Below are 16,368 nucleotides of genomic sequence, written 5' to 3'. Positions count from 1 at the left end.
GGAGCCCGCCATGTCCCTGACCGACCTCGCCGCCACCATCGATGCCGCCTGGGAGGCCCGCTCAGAGATCGGCATCAATACGAAAGGCGCGGTGCGCGAGGCCGTCGAGCAGGCGATCGAACTGCTCGACGCAGGGCAGGCCCGGGTTGCCGAGAAGGTCGGTTCCGACTGGGTGGTGCATCAGTGGCTCAAGAAGGCGGTGCTGCTCTCCTTCCGCCTGACCGACAACATGATCATCGCCAACGGTCCGGGCGAGGGCGTGTTCTGGGACAAGGTGCCGTCCAAGTTCGAAGGCTGGGGCGAAAACCGCTTCCGCGCCGCGGGCTTCCGCGTCGTGCCGCCGGCCGCCGCCCGCCGCGGTTCGTTCCTGGCGCCCAACGTCGTGCTGATGCCGTCCTTCGTCAATATCGGCGCCTATGTCGACAGCGGCACCATGGTCGATACCTGGGCGACGGTCGGCTCCTGCGCCCAGATCGGCAAGAACGTCCATCTCTCGGGCGGCGTCGGCATCGGCGGCGTGCTGGAGCCGCTGCAGGCCAATCCCACCATCATCGAAGACAACTGCTTCATCGGCGCGCGCTCTGAGGTGGTCGAGGGCGTCATCGTCGGCGAGGGCTCGGTGCTCTCGATGGGTGTCTTCATTTCGGCTTCGACCAAGATCGTCGACCGCGCTACCGGCCAGGTCCATGTCGGCAAGGTGCCGCCCTATTCCGTGGTTGTGCCCGGCTCGCTGCCGGGCAGGCCGTTCCCGGACGGCACGCCCGGCCCCTCGCTGTCCTGCGCCGTCATCGTCAAGACGGTCGATGCGCAGACCCGTTCGAAGACCGGCATCAACGAGCTGCTGCGGGATTGACGTCTCCGTCCCCGTCCCCGTCATTCCGGACAAGCGGCGAAGCCGCGCCGATCCTGAATCCATCGTAAGGCAATGTATGTCCTCTATGATGGATTCCGGGTCTCCGCTTCGCTGTGCCCGGAATGACGGAGTTCGAACCGTGATGCTCAGCCCACGGGGGAGGGTGCACCCGAGCCTTCAGGAGCCGGGGCGGGCTGGGGCGGGGTCGTGCCACCGGTCGCCACAAGCGCATCGCGCAATTGCTGTTCGCGGGTATGATCGAGCGACGTCTTCAGCACGACGCCGCCGGTGCCCTTGATCGCCTCTAGCACCTTGTCGCCGGTCATCTTGTTGATCAGCACGAACAGCGCCGCATTGCCCGGCTGCAGGCTGGCGGACAGCTCCTTCATGAAGCCGTCATTGACGCCATAGTCGGTCAACGCTCCGCCAAGTGCGCCCGAAGCTGCACCGAGCGCTGCGCCGAAGACCGGCATCAGGAAGATCGCGCCGATCAGCAGGCCCCAGAAGCTGCCCGAGACGGCGCCGAGCGCCGTGGTGTTCAGCAGCTGGTTGAGCTTGACCTTGCCGTCCTCGTGCATGACGGCAATGGCGGCATCGCCGATCTCGATCAGATATTCCTTCTGCAGCGAGATGATCTTGAGACGCATCTCTTCGGCGCGGGCTTCGGTCGGGTAGACGATGACGACGAGATCGGACATGGGGTTCTCCTGCCACGGCATGGTTGCGAGACTTGCACCCAGTGTTTGACGGTGCTGTGGCAAAGGCAAACGAAAGCGCGATTGACGTGTAAAGCCGCGTCAATCTCCGGCGATCGCCTCGGCCACTGCAGCCGCCCCGCCGCGTAGCGGCAACTCCTTCATCCGGACGATGAAGAAGAGCGCCATGGCGAAGCCGAAGGACGTCGCCGCGAAGACATAGCGGAACAGCTGCACCATCATGCCGCGATCCACGGTGCCGAGCTTCAGCGCCTCGGGCGAGAGCCCCGTGCCCGCGGCGCCGACGCCGCCGAGCACGATCGCTCCAAAGACCGCGACGATCAGCGCCCCGCCGATCTGGCGGAAGAAATTGGCCACCGCGGTCGCCGTGCCAAGCTGGTGATTTTGCACCGCATTCTGGATGGAGATGGTCGCGACGGGGAGCATGGTGCCGAGCCCGAAGCTGATCAAGGCGAGGAGCAGGCCGAAGGGCAGCAGCGGCATCCGTCCGGCAAAGACAGTCAGGAGGACCATGCCGGCCACCGCCAGACTCAATCCCACCATCGGCAGACGCTTGTAGTGGGTCACCCGCGTCAATGCGCGACCCGAGGTCGTCGCGCCAAGCACAGTGCCGCAGGTCAACGGCAGGAGGCCCAGGCCCGAATAGGTGGCCGACAGCCCTGCGACCGTTTCGAAGTACAGCGGCAGATAGATCGTCAGGCCGATGAACGTTCCCATGCCGAAGCCGGCCGCGATGGTGCCGTCGCGCACGACGGGATTGGCCAGAATGGCCAATGGGATGAGCGGCTCGTCGGCCGTGCGCAGCCGCCAGGCGAAGCCGAACCAGAGCAAAAGCGAGAACGCCACCAGCCCGACGATCTGCAGCGAGGCCCATGGGTAATGCGTGCCGCCCCAGGACAGCGCGAGCAGCAGCGTCGTCGTCGCGCTGGTGATCAGCAATGCTCCCAGGACATCGAGCTTGTGCGGCCGCTCATGGCGCGGCAGGCGCTTCAGCGCGGAACTCGTCATCCAGTAAGCTGCAGCGCCCAGCGGCAGGTTGACCCAGAAGATAACCGACCAATGCAGGGCCTCGGCAATGATCCCGCCCAGCACCGGCCCGAGCACGGAGGCGGAAAAGAACACGGTGGCGATATAGACCTGATATTTCCCGCGCTCCTTGGGCGGCACCATGTCGGCAATGATGGTCTGCACCATTGCGATCAGACCACCCCCGCCCAACCCCTGGACGAACCGCGCCACGACGAGCAGCCAGAGTGAGGGCGCGAGCGCACAGGCGACCGAGCCCAGCATGAAGATCGCGATGCCGCTCAGCAGCACGACGCGCCGGCCATGAATGTCGGCCAGCTTGCCGTAGAGCGGCGTCACGGCGGTCGATGCGATCAGATAAGACGTCACCACCCAGGGCAGATGCGTGACGTCGCCGAGCTCGCGGCCGATCGTCGGCATGGCAGTGGCGACGATGGTCTGGTCAAGCGCCGCCAGAAACATGGCGAGCATGATTCCAAACAGGATGCTGAGAATATCCTCATGGGTGAGAGGCGTTTGATGCGCCTCCGTCTCGACCCGCTTGTCCATTGATTGTCATGCCTGCGCCTAGGGAATGATCAGAGTCTAGGGTGGGCCTTGGCCATGCGCCAGAGGCGGGGCCGCAGAGTGGCAATGCGTGTCGTGTCATCACTTTGCGGCACCTGCCGCAGAGCCACACCGAGTGCTACCGTGCTGCTCCGGTCCTGGACATCACGCCATGCCACTTATCAGCGCAACGAATACGACACTCGTCATCATCGATTTCCAGGCCCGGCTGATGCCGGCGATCCATGACGGACCGCGGCTCGTCGCCAATGCGAGGCGGCTGGTCGACGCCGCCGGGCAGCTCGGAATTCCGGTTCTGATGACCGAGCAAAATCCGGACGGTCTCGGAACGAGCGTAGCTGAGCTCGCCGGGAGCGGTCCGGTCATCACCAAGATGAGTTTCGATGCTTGCGCGGAACCCGCCTTCCTGGAGGCGCTGGCGGACAAGGGCGATCTCGTGATCTGCGGCTGCGAGGCGCATGTCTGCGTCGGCCAGACGGTGCTGAGCCTGCTCGAACTGGGGCGGCGAACCATCGTCGTGCAGGATGCGATCGGCTCGCGGGCCGTGGAATCGAAGGAGGTTGCGGTCCGCCGCATGGAGCGTCACGGCGCCGAGATCGTTACGACCGAGATGGTGGTGTTCGAGTGGCTGCGCAGTGCGGAGCACCCGCATTTCAGAACGGTTTCGCGGCTGATCAGGTGAGAGCGGGCGTGGCCCGTTCTTCGCCAGTTAGAGCAGTCGCCGAAGCGCGCGGCCCGCTGAACGGGCCGCGCTTCCACTCAGGCAGCGGCGCTCTGGATCGCAGGGCGCTCCCATTCCTCGCCCCAGATCATCACGGCATGGCCGGGCGAGACTTCGCGGAACTGGCGTTCCGGCGACACGTAGTCGGCCGGGCGAACCGGGCTCTTGATCTCGTCGTTGGAGACCGGGCTCTTCTCGTGGCGACGGGCAGGGTCGGCGATCGGCACGGCAGCCAGCAGGCGCTTGGTATAGGGGTGCTGCGGGTTGCCGAAGATCGCCGCGCGCGGGCCGATCTCGACGATCTCGCCGAGATACATCACCGCAACGCGATGGCTGACGCGCTCGACCACCGCCATGTCATGCGAGATGAAGAGATAGGCCAGGTTCATGCGGGCCTGCAGCTCCAGCATCAGGTTGATGACCTGGGCCTTGACCGAGACGTCGAGCGCGGAGACCGACTCGTCGGCGACGATCAGCCTCGGCTCGACGGCGAGCGCCCGCGCGATGCAGATACGCTGGCGCTGGCCGCCCGAGAACTCGTGCGGGAAGCGGCTCGCCATGTCGGGCTGCAGGCCGACGCGGCGCAACAGTTCGGCGATCTGCTCGCGTGCCTGCGAGCGGGTGGCGAGCTTGTTGATGATCAGCGGCTCGGCGATCGCGGCGCCGACGTTCATGCGCGGGTTCAAGCTTGCGAAGGGGTCCTGGAAGATCATCTGGATGCGCTTGCGCTGTTCGCGCAAATCGGTCTGGTTGAGCTTGAGGAGGTCGACGCCGTCGAGCAGAACGGAACCGGCCTGCGGCTCGATCAGGCGCATCACCGAGCGGCCGGTGGTCGACTTGCCGCAACCGGATTCGCCCACCAGCGCCAGCGTCTCGCCGCCCTGAACGCTGAAGGACAGGTTCTCGACCGCATGGACTCGGCCCTTGACGCGACCGAGCACGCCGGCGCGGATATCGAAGCGCGTGGTCAGACCCGAAACCTCGAGCACCGGACGCTCGCTGGCGGCGACGGTATCGGGCGTCTCCTCCGGCACGTCCGACAGGCCTGTCAGGCGATCGACGACGGGGAACCGCATCGGCCGCGTATGGCCGCCCATCGAGCCGAGCTTGGGGACGGCCGAGAGCAGCGAGCGGGTGTAGGGGTGTTTGGCGCGCACGAAGATGTCGTTGGTCTCGCCGGTCTCGACCGCCTCGCCATTATACATCACGACAGTCCGGTCGGCGATTTCGGCAACGACGCCCATGTCATGGGTGATGAAGAGGACGGACATGCCCTCCTCCTCCTGCAGCAGCTTGATGAGCTGCAGGATCTGCGCCTGGATCGTGACGTCGAGCGCGGTGGTCGGCTCGTCTGCGATCAGGAGCTTGGGCTTGCAGGCGAGCGCCATGGCGATCATCACGCGCTGGCGCATGCCGCCCGAGAAGCGGTGCGGATATTCGTTGAAGCGCGACTTCGCCGCCGGGATGCGGACCTTTTCGAGCAGGCGCACGGTCTCGGCCTCGGCCTGCGAGCGCGACATGCCGCGATGCAGGATCAGCGATTCCGCGATCTGGAAGCCGATGGTCAGAACCGGGTTCAGCGAGGTCATCGGTTCCTGGAAGATCATCGCCATGTCGTCGCCGCGGATCTTGCGCATGTCCGAATTGGGCAGCGTCAGCAGTTCGCGACCGGCAAGCTTGATCGAGCCCTCGACGCGGCTGTTGCCCTCGGGCGTCAGGCGCATGATCGAGAGCGCAGTGACGCTCTTGCCCGAACCCGACTCGCCCACCACTGCCACCGTCTCCTTGGGCGCGATCTCGAAGGAGACATTGCGGACGACGGGCTTCCAAACGCCCTCGACACGAAAAGCGGTCGTCAGATTCTGGACCGAAAGGATGGGTTCGCTCATGAGGAGTTGCCTTTTTCGGTTAGATGACGCGGCGCGGATCGAGCGCGTCGCGCAGGCCGTCGCCGATGAAGTTGATGGAGAGCACGGTCAGGAAGATGGCCGCGCCCGGAAACAGTGCCCAATGCGGGGCTGAGTCGAGGTGATCCTTGGCGTCGAAGAGCAGGCGCCCCCAGGTCGGGATGTCGGGCGGGAAGCCCAGTCCGAGGAAGGACAGCGTCGATTCGGCGATGATCGCGGAGGAGACCTCGATCGTCGCCGCGACGATGACCGGGCCGATCGCGTTCGGCAGGATATGGTGGACCATCTGCCGGAACTTCGTCGCGCCATTGGCCTTGGCGGCCTCGACGAACTCCTTCTCGCGCAGCGACATGAACTGGGCCCGCACCAGCCGTGCCACCGGCATCCATTTCAGGCCGCCGATGACGATCACGATCAGGACGAACACGCCGCCCTCGACGCCGAAAGCCGCCTTCAGCTGTTCGCGGAAGAGATAGATCACGAGCAAAAGCAGCGGCAATTGCGGCAGCGAGAGGAACAGGTCGGTCACCCACATCAGGAAGGAATCGACATAGCCGCGCGACATGCCCGCCAATGCGCCGACGATGACGCCGACGAAGGTCGCGACGAACATCGCGGCGAGGCCGACGGCCAGCGAAATCCGGCCGCCATAGATCATTCGCGCCAGAATATCCTGGCCGAGATCGTCGGTTCCGAAGGGGTGGCTCCAGGAGGGAGTCTGCAGCTGCGCCGTGAAATCGATCTCATTGATCGCGACAGGCCAGAGCCATGGACCGACGACGACGCCGAGCACCAGCATGGTCAGCACGACGGTGCTCGCCATGGCCAGCCGATGGCGGCGGAACCGGCGCCAGGTCTCGCGACCGGGCGAGACCGCAGCGTCCGTTTTCACCAATCCCGCGAGGGGATCAGCTGAAGGAGATGCGAGGGTCGAGCCAGCCATAAAGGAAATCCGCGATGAGGTTGAAGAGGACGACGAGACAGGCGAAGACGAAGGTCACCGCCATGATCACAGGGGTGTCGTTGGCGAGGATGGCATCGATCAAAAGCGAGCCGATGCCGGGAATGCGAAAGATCTGCTCGGTGACGATGGCACCGCCGAACACGGCCGGCATCTGGAGCGCAACCAGCGTGACGACGGGGATCAGTGCGTTGCGCGTGATGTGGCGCAGCGTCACGGTCCGCTCGCCCAGGCCCTTGGCACGGGCGGTGGTGACGTAGTCCAGGCGGATGACGTCGAGCACCGCCGAGCGGACATAGCGCGTATAGGAGGCTGCCTGGAACAGGCCGAGCACCATGATCGGCATGATCGCCTGGCGAAACATCTCCCAATACCAGCGCCAACCTGTCGCCGCGATGTCGGAGCGGTAGACGAAGGGAAACCAGTCGAGCGCCACCGAGAAAATCAGGATGAAGAGCAGGCCGGTGAAGAAGGTCGGCAGAGAGAAGCCGACGAAGGCCAAGGTATTGGCGATCTGGTCGAACACCGAATAGGGACGCGTCGCGGCATAGATGCCGACCGGCAGCGCAACGCAAAGCGCCAGAACCTGCGAGGAACCAACGACGAACAGCGTTGTCGGGACGCGCTGTAGGATCAGCTTGTCGACATCGATGCGGCTGGCGAAGGAGAAGCCCCAGTCGCCCTGCATCATCGCCGTCAGCCAGCGCAGATAGCGCACCATGATCGGGTCGTTGAGGCCGAAGCTGGCGCGAAGCGCCTCGCGAACTTCGGGCGGCACGTTGGGGTTGGTCGCCATTTCCGAAAACGGATCACCCGGAGCCATCGCCAGCACGGTGAACAGGATCACGCTTATGCCTAGAAGGCTTGGAATCGCGATGAGCAATCGCCGGATGAGGTAGTTGAACATAAAGGCTGGTCTCTTTGAGCGCGCGGCTAAGCCACGGACCGGGAGCGGTTCTCGACCGACCCCGCTGCGCGTCAGACGCGCTCACAAGGTCAGGCTGGCACGGAGGGGTGCCCTTCACGGCGACGCAGGCCGCCGTGAAGGATCGTTGCGACTCTTAGCTGCGATACCAGGCGGCGACGTTCCACGTATCGACGTCCCAGCCGCTGTGATCATGCATGAGGTTATGCACGGATGCGGCGACGCGGGTGCGCGACAGCAGCGGCAGGATCACATTGGCTTCGCAGAAGATCTCGTCGACTTTGATCAGCAGCGCGGCGCGCTTGGCCGGGTCGAGTTCCTTCTGGGCGGCCTTGTAAGCCTCATCCGCTGCCGGATCGGTGTAGCGCGAGACGTTGCGGCCGAGCCACTTGTTCTCCTTGTTGGAGATCTGCCAGGAGGTGAACTGGTTCAGGAAGACTTCCGGATCGGGCTGCGGCTGCGTCGTGGTGTACATCTCCATGTCGACATAGAGCTTGGTGTAGGTGTCGGGGTTGGCGACGTCCGACGAGAAGAACACCGAGGCCGTAACCGACTTCAGTTCGAGGTCGATGCCGGCACGCTGGCAGGCCTGCTTGATGATGGCCTGGGTCTTCTGGCGCGGGGCGTTGATCGAGGTCTGGTAGACGTATTTGAGCTTCTTGCCGTCCTTCTCGCGGATCCCGTCGGCGCCCTTCTTGTAGCCGGCGTCATCGAGGATCTTGTTAGCCTTGTCGACGTTGAACTCGTATTTCAGCTTCTTCGAGCGGAACATGTCCGGCTGGTTCACGAAGCTCGCCGTCGCGATGCCGCCGCGGCCATAGATGAACTTCTGTATCGAATCGCGGTCGATCAGCAGGTTGATCGCCTCGCGAACCTTCGGGTCGGAGAGGGTCGGGTGCTTGGTCTTGACGCTTGACCGCTCGCCATCGACCTCGGTCCACGGATCGGTGGTGTTGAGGATGATGAACTCGATGTCGCCCGAAACCACGGCGCTGATCTTGCCGCGTCCGCCTGTCTCCATGCGCTTGAGGACCTCGTCCTCGACCTGCAGGTTCCAGGCATAATCGAATTCGCCGGTCTGCAGCACGGCACGGGCCGCCGAGACGGCATCGCCGCCGCCCTTCACGTCGATCGTGTCGAAATGGGGCTGGTTCTTGACGTGGTAATCGGGGTTGCGCTCGCCGGTCAGGATATCGCCCGGCTTGAAATCGACGAACTTGTAGGGGCCGGTGCCGACGGGCTTGAGGTTGGCGGGAGCCTCGCGCGACTTGGCGCCCTTGTACTCGCCGAAATGGTGCTTGGGCAAAATGGCGCCGAAGACGCCGACGAAAGGATCGGCCCAGAACGGCGTCGGCTCCTTGAATAAAATCTTAATCGTCAGGTCGTCGATCTTCTCGACTTTGATATTAGTATAGGAGCCCGAGGTGTAGGCGGCGGTCGCCGGATCAGCGGCATATTCCCAGGTGAAGACGACGTCGTCGGCGGTAAGGGGCTTGCCGTCATGCCATTTGACGCCCGGCTTTAGCTTCCAGATCACTTCCTTGCCGTCGGCCGAGAGGCCGCCATTGGCCTTGGAAGGAGTTTCGGCCGCCAGGCAGGGAATCAGGTTGCCCTCCTTGTCCCAGCCGGCGAGCGGCTCGAAGAAGATGCGCGAGGCAATCTGGTCCTTGGTGCCGCTGGCGAAATGCGGGTTCAGCAGGGTCGGTGCCTGCCAGAGCAGGATCTTAAGCGGGCCGCCGCCGCCAGCCTTGGTTGGCTTGTATGGCAGCGTGGCATTGGCCATCGCCACGCCGTTCCAGGCGAGCAGCTGGCTGGCGATCGGGGCGGTGAGACCGATTGCCGCCGCCTTCTTAATGAAGGAGCGCCGCGACAGGGCGCCATCCTTCACGTCCGCGACGAGCCGTCGCAGGTCTTGATCGTTCATAGAAACTCCTCCACGGATCAATCTGTCTCAGTCTTCAGCGATCGTTCGGCCGCTGTCGGTCGTTGGAGTGTCGAGCAAGCCATGTGCCAACACAGGCGTCAACCATGCAGCGCAGCAGGGCCGGGACATGCAAAGTGCGCGCCGCGCAAGGGATGACCAAGCCTCCACACGCGGCCCTTGCAGCCTTTCGGCACGTCAACCTGAGGCAAGGGAGATCAGAGCGGCCTGCCGATTTTCTTGGCGATGACGCCAACGATGCCCTCTCGGAAGGTCATGACGCAGATGACGAAGATGACGCCTTGGACGACGAGTACCCATGAGCCGAGGCTGGCGAGGTAGTTCTGCATCGCGACAATGACGGCGGCGCCGACGATCGGCCCGAAGACGGTGCCTAAGCCCCCGACCAGCGTCATCAGCACGACCTCGCCCGACATCGTCCAGTAGACGTCGGTCAGCGAGGCGAGCTGGAAGACGATCGCCTTGGTCGCGCCGGCGAGCCCCGCCAGCATCGCCGAAAGCACGAAGACGGCGAGTTTGTACTGGTTGGCGCGATAGCCGAGCGAGATGGCGCGAGGTTCGTTGTCGCGGATCGCCTTGCAGACCTGGCCGAATGGGGAGTGGATGATGCGGTAGATCGCGATCACGCCGGCCATGAAGATGGCCGCGACGAGCCAGTACAGCGTCCGGTCGTCGGAGAGGTCTATCAGGCCGAAGAGTCGCCCGCGGGGTACCGCCTGGATGCCGTCCTCGCCACCGGTGAAGCGCGGCGTCTGCAGCGAAAAGAAGAACACCATCTGCGCCAGCGCCAGCGTGATCATGGCGAAGTAGATACCCTGCCGCCGGATCGCGAGCGCGCCGAACAGGGCGCCGAGCGCCGCAGACACGGCCGTTCCCAGCAGGATCGCCAGTTCCGGCGTCAGGCCCCAATTCTTGGCGGTGAAGGCGCAGACATAGCTCGCCATGCCGAAATAGGCGGCGTGGCCGAAGGAGAGCAAGCCGCCATAGCCAAGCAGCAAATTGAAGGCGAGCGCGAAGAGCGCGAAGCACAGGACCTTCATCACGAAGACCGGATAGGCGACGAAGGGCGCGATAACGAGCGCGATGGCGAGCCCGATCATGATGGCGCGGTGCAGGCGCAACGTGCCCTTGTCGGCCTTACCGGGTAGGAGCGCAGCAGCGGGAGCGTCGGTGGCGGCGATATCGGCCATGGTCAAATCCTCGTCTCGTCGCGGCGGATCGCCATCACGCGGCCCGTCCGAACAGGCCGGCCGGCCGTACCAGCAATACCAGCACCATGATGATGAAGATCACCGTCGCCGAGCCTTCCGGGTAAAACACCTTGGTCAGGCCCTCGATCAACCCCAGCGAGAAGCCGGTGACAATGGCGCCCAGGATCGAGCCCATGCCGCCGATGACAACCACCGCGAAGACGACGATGATCAGGTCGGCGCCCATGTTCGGGTTGACCGAATAGATCGGAGCGGCGAGCACGCCGGCAAAGCCCGCCAGCGCGACGCCGAAGCCATAGGTCAGCGTCACCAAAAGCGGCACGTTGATGCCGAAGGCCTGGGTCAGGGTCGGGTTCTCGGTCGCGGCGCGCAGGTAGGCGCCAAGCTTCGTTTTCTCGATCAGGAACCAGGTCGCGAGGCAGACCACCAGCGAGGCGACGACGACCCAGCCGCGGTAATAGGGCAAGAACATGAAGCCGAGATTCTGGCCGCCGCGCAGTTCCGCCGGGATCTGGTAAGGCAGGCCCGACGAGCCGTAGCTGTTGCGGAACAGCCCTTGGATGATCAGCGCCAGGCCGAAGGTGAGCAGCAGGCCGTAGAGATGATCGACATGGGCGATGCGCTTGAGCAGCAATCGCTCGATCGCGATGCCGGTCGCGCCGACGATCAGGGGCGCGATCAGCAGCGCCGCCCAGTAGTTGATGCCGAGATAGTTCAGGCACATCCAGGCGACGAAGGCGCCCATCATATACTGCGCGCCATGGCTGAAATTGATGATGTTGAGCAGCCCGAAGATCACCGCCAGCCCGAGGCTGAGGATCGCATAGAACGAGCCGTTGATCAAGCCCAGAAGAACCTGGCCGAACAGGGCTTGTGGCGGAATTCCGAGGAGTTCGAACATGCGGGGCTCAGATCATCTGGACGTCGGAGGGTCTTCGTAAAAAACCTCTGCCGTCATTCCGGGCGGAGCGAAGCGGAAACCCGGAATCCATCGAAGGGCGCGACAGCTCTATGATGGATTCCGGATCGGCGCCGCTTCGCGGCGTGTCCGGAATTACGCCGGAGGGGCTGACACCCGACGGAGCCGGGTGTCACAGGTTCACTTCTTGACGAGCGGGCATTCGCTTTCGGCGAGCGGGCGGAAGGCCTGCTCGGCCGGCAGCACCGAGACCTGTTTGTAGTAGTCCCACGGACCCTTCGACTCGGCCGGCTTCTTGACCTCGAACAGATACATGTCGTGCAGCTTGCGGCCGTCGGCGCGCACCGAGCCCTTGCCGAACAGCGGATCGTCCGTCGGCAGTTCCTTCATCTTGGCCATCACGACGGCGGAGTCCTTGCTCTTGGCCGCCTCGACCGCCTTGAGATAGTGCAGCATCCCGGAATAGACGCCGGCCTGCACCATGGTCGGCTTCTTGCCGCCATTGGCCTTGGCGAAGCGGTCGGACCACCCGCGCGTCTGGTCGTTGGTATCCCAGTAGAAGGATTCCGTCAGCACCAGTCCCTGCGCGGTCGCGAGCCCGAGCGAATGCACGTCGGAGAGGAAGACGAGCAGTCCCGCCAGCTTCTGGCCGCCAGCCGTGATGCCGAACTCGCCGGCCTGCTTGATCGAGTTGATCGTGTCGCCACCGGCATTCGCCAGCCCGATGACCTTGGCCTTGGAGGCCTGCGCCTGCAGCAGGAAGGAGGAGAAATCCGTGCCCGGGAACGGCGTGCGCACGACACCGAGCACCTTGCCGCCGTTCTTGGTGACGACGGCGGATGCATCGCGCTCCAGCGCATGGCCGAAGGCATAGTCGGCGGTGAGGAAGAACCATGAATCGCCGCCGGCCTTGACCATCGCGCCGCCGGTGCCCTGCGCCAGCGCATAGGTGTCGTAGGTCCAGTGGACCGTATTGGGCGAGCAGGCCTTGCCGGTCAGGTCCGACGATGCGGCGCCCGAATTGATGTGGATCTTGTTCTTTTCCTTGGTGATCTGGTTGACCGCAAGCGCCACCGACGAGGTCGGCACGTCGAGGATCAGGTCGACGCCGTCCTGGTCGTACCAGGTGCGGGCGATGGTCGAGCCGACATCGGGCTTGTTCTGGTGGTCGGCCGAGACGATCTCGACCTTGATGCCCTTCTCAGTCGCCTTGAAGTCCTCGACCGCCATCTTCGCGGCGATCACCGAGCCCTCGCCGGAGAGGTCGGCATAGAGGCCGGAGCGGTCGTTGAGGACGCCGGCCTTCACACTGATCTGCTGGGCGAGCGCAGGCGCCGCCATCAAAGCGGCGAATGCGGTCGTCGTCAGTAAGGTCTTGAGTTTCATTCGTTCTTCTCCCTGGAATGATGTCGTTTTCGACGTGTGGTCCGATATGGATCGGATTGGGGGCCTTCTATCTCCGTCCGCGGACACAGATTAGACCCCGAGATAACCATGCAGCTTGTCGATATTGGCATCCAATTGGTCGTTGGGGATCATGTCGATCACCTTGCCCTGTTCGACAACATAGTGCCGGTCTGCAACGGTCGCGGCGAAGCGGAAGTTCTGCTCGACCAGGATGATCGTGTAGCCATCCTGCTTCAGCTTGCGGATCGTCGCGCCGATCTGGTCGATGATTACCGGCGCAAGTCCTTCCGTCGGCTCGTCGAGCAGCAGGAAATGCGCGCCGGTGCGCAGGATGCGGCCGATCGCCAGCATCTGCTGCTCGCCGCCCGAGAGCTTGGTGCCCTGGCTCTTCAGCCGCTCCTTGATGTTGGGAAACAGCGTGAAGATCTGCTCCAGCGAGAGCCCGCCCGGCCGCACCCGGGGCGGCAGCATCAGGTTCTCCTCGACACTGAGCGAAGCATAGATGCCGCGCTCTTCGGGCACATACCCGATGCCGAGCCTGGCGATCGCCCGCGAGGGCAGCCCGATCGTCTCGGCGCCCTCCAGCACGACCGAGCCCTTACGCTTGCCGATGACGCCCATGATCGACTTCAGCGTCGTGGTCTTGCCGGCGCCGTTGCGGCCGAGCAGCGTCACCACCTCTCCCGGCGCGACATCGAAATCGATGCCGTGCAGCACATGCGATTCGCCGTACCAGGCTTCCAGGCCACGTACCTGGAGCAGCGGGGCCGTGCCCGCAGCGGGCCTGTCCATCGTAGACTCAGTGAGCATGGCCAACTCCCGAGCCGATATAGGCTTCGATGACGCGGGGGTCCTTGGAAACGGTGGCATAGTCGCCTTCGGCCAGGACCTGACCGCGCGCCAATACGGTGATGCGGTCCGACAGCGAGGCGACCACCGAGAGATTGTGCTCGACCATCAGGATGGTGCGGTTGGCCGAGACTTTCCGGATCAACGCCTCGATGCGCTCGACATCCTCGCGGCCCATGCCGGCCATCGGTTCGTCGAGCAGCATCATCTCGGGGTCCAGCGCCAGCGTCGTGGCGATCTCCAGCGCGCGCTTGCGACCATACGAGAGTTCGACCGCCGGCAGCGCGGCGAAGGCTGCGAGCCCGACGGCATCGACGAGCCGCATCGCCTCTTCGTCGAGCGGCTTCAGCACATCCTCGGAGCGCCAGAAATCGAACGAATCGCCCCGCTTGCGCTGCAAGGCGATACGGACGTTGGTCAGCACGCTGAGCTGCGGGAACACCGCCGAGATCTGGAAGGAGCGCACCAGCCCGAGCCGCGCAATCTCGGCCGGCTTCTGGCGGGTGATGTCGCGCCCGTTGAACATGATCGCACCCCTGGTCGGGCTCAGGAACTTGGTCAACAGATTGAAACAGGTCGTCTTGCCCGCGCCGTTGGGCCCGATCAGCGCATGGATATGACCGCGCCGAACCTTCAGATCGACGCCGCCTACGGCCGTGAAGCCGCCGAACTCTTTCGTCAGGCCTGACGTCGCCAGAATGATGTCGTCAGTCATGCGGCGCCGTCCGGCCCAATCCGCCGGCCAGACCGAATGCGGCGGTGGCTGTCGCGTTGATATGCGTCATATGTCTCCCCGTTCCCAGATGATCCAATTTCGTCCGGACCGCCTCGATGAGAGGCCTCCCGTCGAGACGTTCGGATTCTTCAAGATTTGATTTTTCGTCTGCAATCAGCCGTCGTCTCGATTTCCAATTCCCAGATGGGTCACCTGCCTGCGATATTTCCAGTCTAAGAGCAGTCAGCCCGTCAGCGAAGGATTCTTTTTGATAAAGAGATTCCGGATATGTTCAAGGCCTGCCGCTACCTCTGGTTGCCGGCGCGCCGTTCGCCGATGCGGTTCCGTCACAATCGGTGCAACGGGATGGCAAAGGCTTTTTACGCAGCGCCATCCGCGCTGGCGCATGTTGCGTAGGACCCGTGCCGAAGTCCAGGATGGTCACGCCAGACACCGCTTCCACGCCAGGGCATAGACTCCGTGACAGAACCTCTCGCTTCTTACGTACCGCCGTCCGTTACCGGCGCCTGGGCCACGGTTTCGCCGACCGATGCCAGCTTCGATGCATCCCGCCTGGACGCGGCGATCGCCTTCGCCGAGGCGCATGAGAGTTCCTGGCCGCACAGCCTGTATTATCCCGACGGACGCTATGTCGGCCTCGTCGAGTGGAACGAGTCCGGGCCCTGGAGCGATATCGCCGGCCCTGTCCGAGAGCGTGGCGGCCCCGCGGGCCTGATCCTCAAAGGCGGCCGGATCGTCGCCGAATGGGGCGATACCGCGCGCACCGACATGACCTTCTCGATCGCCAAGAGCTATATCGCGGTGCTGGCGGGGCTCGCCGTTTCCGATGGCCTGATCGCCAATGTCGACGAGCCGGTGGCGGCGACCGTCGATGGTCCATTTTTCGAGAGTGCCCAGAACGCGCCCATCACCTGGCGCCACCTCCTGCAGCAATCCAGCGAGTGGCAGGGCGAAATCTTCGGAAAATCCGATCAGGTCGATCACAACCGGCAGATCGGCCCCGGGGCCGACAACAGTCGCAAGGGGCAAGCCCGTGCGCTCCAGACACCAGGCAGCCACTACGAATACAACGATGTCCGGGTCAATCTGCTGGCCTACTGCCTGCTCAGGCGGTTCCGGCGTCCGCTCCCCGAGATCCTGCGCGAGCGGATCATGGACCCCATCGGCGCCTCGCCGGACTGGGCCTGGCACGGCTACGAGAATTCCTGGGTCGAGATCGAGGGACGGCGGGTCCAGTCGGTGACGGGCGGCAGCCATTGGGGCGGCGGCCTGTTCATCGGCGCCCGCGAACATGCCCGGTTCGGCCTGCTGATGGCGCGCGGCGGCGTGTGGAACGGACGACAACTAGTGTCGTCGGACTGGATCGCGGAGATGTTTGCGCCATCTCCGACGCTGTCGAACTACGGCTATCTCTGGTGGCTGAACCGCGGCGCGACGGCTCGGCCCGGCGTGCCCGAGACGGCCGTTCACGCATTGGGGGCCGGGGTCAACGCCATCTGGATCGATCCCGAGCATGACATCGTGGCCGTGTTGCGCTGGATCGACAAATCGGCATTCGACGGCTTCATCGACCGCCTGCTGGCTGCGATGAAATAGACGACTGCCTCGCCTCTAGCCAATGCACGCGG

14 protein-coding genes are annotated in these 16,368 nt (G+C 64.2%); 3 read left to right on the top strand and 11 right to left on the bottom strand.

The features are described 5' to 3' along the window. Positions 1-10 precede the first annotated feature (10 nt). Complete coding sequence (gene dapD, locus AXW83_RS22020) at positions 11-853, top strand: 2,3,4,5-tetrahydropyridine-2,6-dicarboxylate N-succinyltransferase (protein ID WP_066617340.1); 843 nt, start codon at positions 11-13, stop codon at positions 851-853. Positions 854-999: 146 nt separating this feature from the next. On the opposite strand, the gene AXW83_RS22015 is transcribed toward dapD, so the two are convergent. Further along, a complete protein-coding gene (locus AXW83_RS22015) occupies positions 1,000-1,551 on the bottom strand; it encodes a DUF1269 domain-containing protein (RefSeq protein ID WP_066617337.1) in 552 nt (183 codons plus the stop codon). Positions 1,552-1,650: 99 nt separating this feature from the next. Beyond that, positions 1,651-3,144: an MDR family MFS transporter gene (locus tag AXW83_RS22010; protein ID WP_066617335.1), complete on the bottom strand. Its 1,494-nt coding sequence runs from the start codon at positions 3,142-3,144 to the stop codon at positions 1,651-1,653. 169 nt (positions 3,145-3,313) lie between these two features. Here AXW83_RS22010 and AXW83_RS22005 point away from each other — a divergent pair, with 169 nt between their 5' ends. Continuing rightward, entirely contained in the window at positions 3,314-3,844 is a 531-nt protein-coding gene (locus AXW83_RS22005; protein ID WP_066617333.1) for an isochorismatase family protein, read from the top strand. Between the two features lie 77 nt (positions 3,845-3,921). Here AXW83_RS22005 and AXW83_RS22000 read toward each other — a convergent pair whose 3' ends face one another. From AXW83_RS22000 to AXW83_RS21960, 9 genes are all read right to left on the bottom strand, one after another. After that, positions 3,922-5,772: an ABC transporter ATP-binding protein gene (locus tag AXW83_RS22000; RefSeq protein WP_156640293.1), complete on the bottom strand. Its 1,851-nt coding sequence runs from the start codon at positions 5,770-5,772 to the stop codon at positions 3,922-3,924. Positions 5,773-5,791: 19 nt separating this feature from the next. Further along, the gene (locus tag AXW83_RS21995) at positions 5,792-6,733 is read right to left on the bottom strand and encodes an ABC transporter permease (RefSeq protein WP_066617330.1); all 942 of its coding nucleotides are present in this window, start codon (positions 6,731-6,733) and stop codon (positions 5,792-5,794) included. Next, positions 6,699-7,658: an ABC transporter permease gene (locus AXW83_RS21990; RefSeq protein WP_066617327.1), complete on the bottom strand. Its 960-nt coding sequence runs from the start codon at positions 7,656-7,658 to the stop codon at positions 6,699-6,701. The genes AXW83_RS21995 and AXW83_RS21990 overlap by 35 nt, the downstream gene beginning before the upstream one ends. Before the next feature lie 154 nt (positions 7,659-7,812). Next, positions 7,813-9,600 carry a peptide ABC transporter substrate-binding protein gene (locus AXW83_RS21985; protein ID WP_066617325.1) on the bottom strand — a complete coding sequence of 596 codons (1,788 nt, stop codon included), beginning with the start codon at positions 9,598-9,600 and terminating at the stop codon, positions 7,813-7,815. A 215-nt stretch (positions 9,601-9,815) separates the two neighbouring features. Next, positions 9,816-10,808, bottom strand: a complete 993-nt coding sequence (locus AXW83_RS21980) for a branched-chain amino acid ABC transporter permease (RefSeq protein ID WP_066617322.1) — start codon at positions 10,806-10,808, stop codon at positions 9,816-9,818. Between the two features lie 34 nt (positions 10,809-10,842). Then, on the bottom strand, positions 10,843-11,730 hold the full coding sequence (locus tag AXW83_RS21975; protein ID WP_066617319.1) for a branched-chain amino acid ABC transporter permease: 888 nt from the start codon (positions 11,728-11,730) through the stop codon (positions 10,843-10,845). Between the two features lie 198 nt (positions 11,731-11,928). Continuing rightward, positions 11,929-13,134, bottom strand: coding sequence for an ABC transporter substrate-binding protein (locus AXW83_RS21970; protein ID WP_066617316.1), 1,206 nt, complete (start codon positions 13,132-13,134; stop codon positions 11,929-11,931). A 90-nt stretch (positions 13,135-13,224) separates the two neighbouring features. Next, a complete protein-coding gene (locus tag AXW83_RS21965) occupies positions 13,225-13,965 on the bottom strand; it encodes an ABC transporter ATP-binding protein (protein WP_066617313.1) in 741 nt (246 codons plus the stop codon). Next, complete coding sequence (locus AXW83_RS21960; protein WP_066617310.1) at positions 13,955-14,719, bottom strand: ABC transporter ATP-binding protein; 765 nt, start codon at positions 14,717-14,719, stop codon at positions 13,955-13,957. The genes AXW83_RS21965 and AXW83_RS21960 overlap by 11 nt, the downstream gene beginning before the upstream one ends. 480 nt (positions 14,720-15,199) lie before the next feature. On the opposite strand from AXW83_RS21960, the gene AXW83_RS21955 reads away from it, so the two are divergent. Beyond that, positions 15,200-16,336 (top strand): serine hydrolase domain-containing protein, encoded by a 1,137-nt coding sequence (locus AXW83_RS21955; RefSeq protein ID WP_082767319.1) that lies wholly within the window; start codon positions 15,200-15,202, stop codon positions 16,334-16,336. Positions 16,337-16,368: the final 32 nt, after the last annotated feature.

Origin of the sequence: Bosea sp. PAMC 26642 (assembly GCF_001562255.1) — a bacterium.
Taxonomy (GTDB): domain Bacteria; phylum Pseudomonadota; class Alphaproteobacteria; order Rhizobiales; family Beijerinckiaceae; genus Allobosea.
This window is presented reverse-complemented; position numbering and strand designations above follow the sequence as displayed.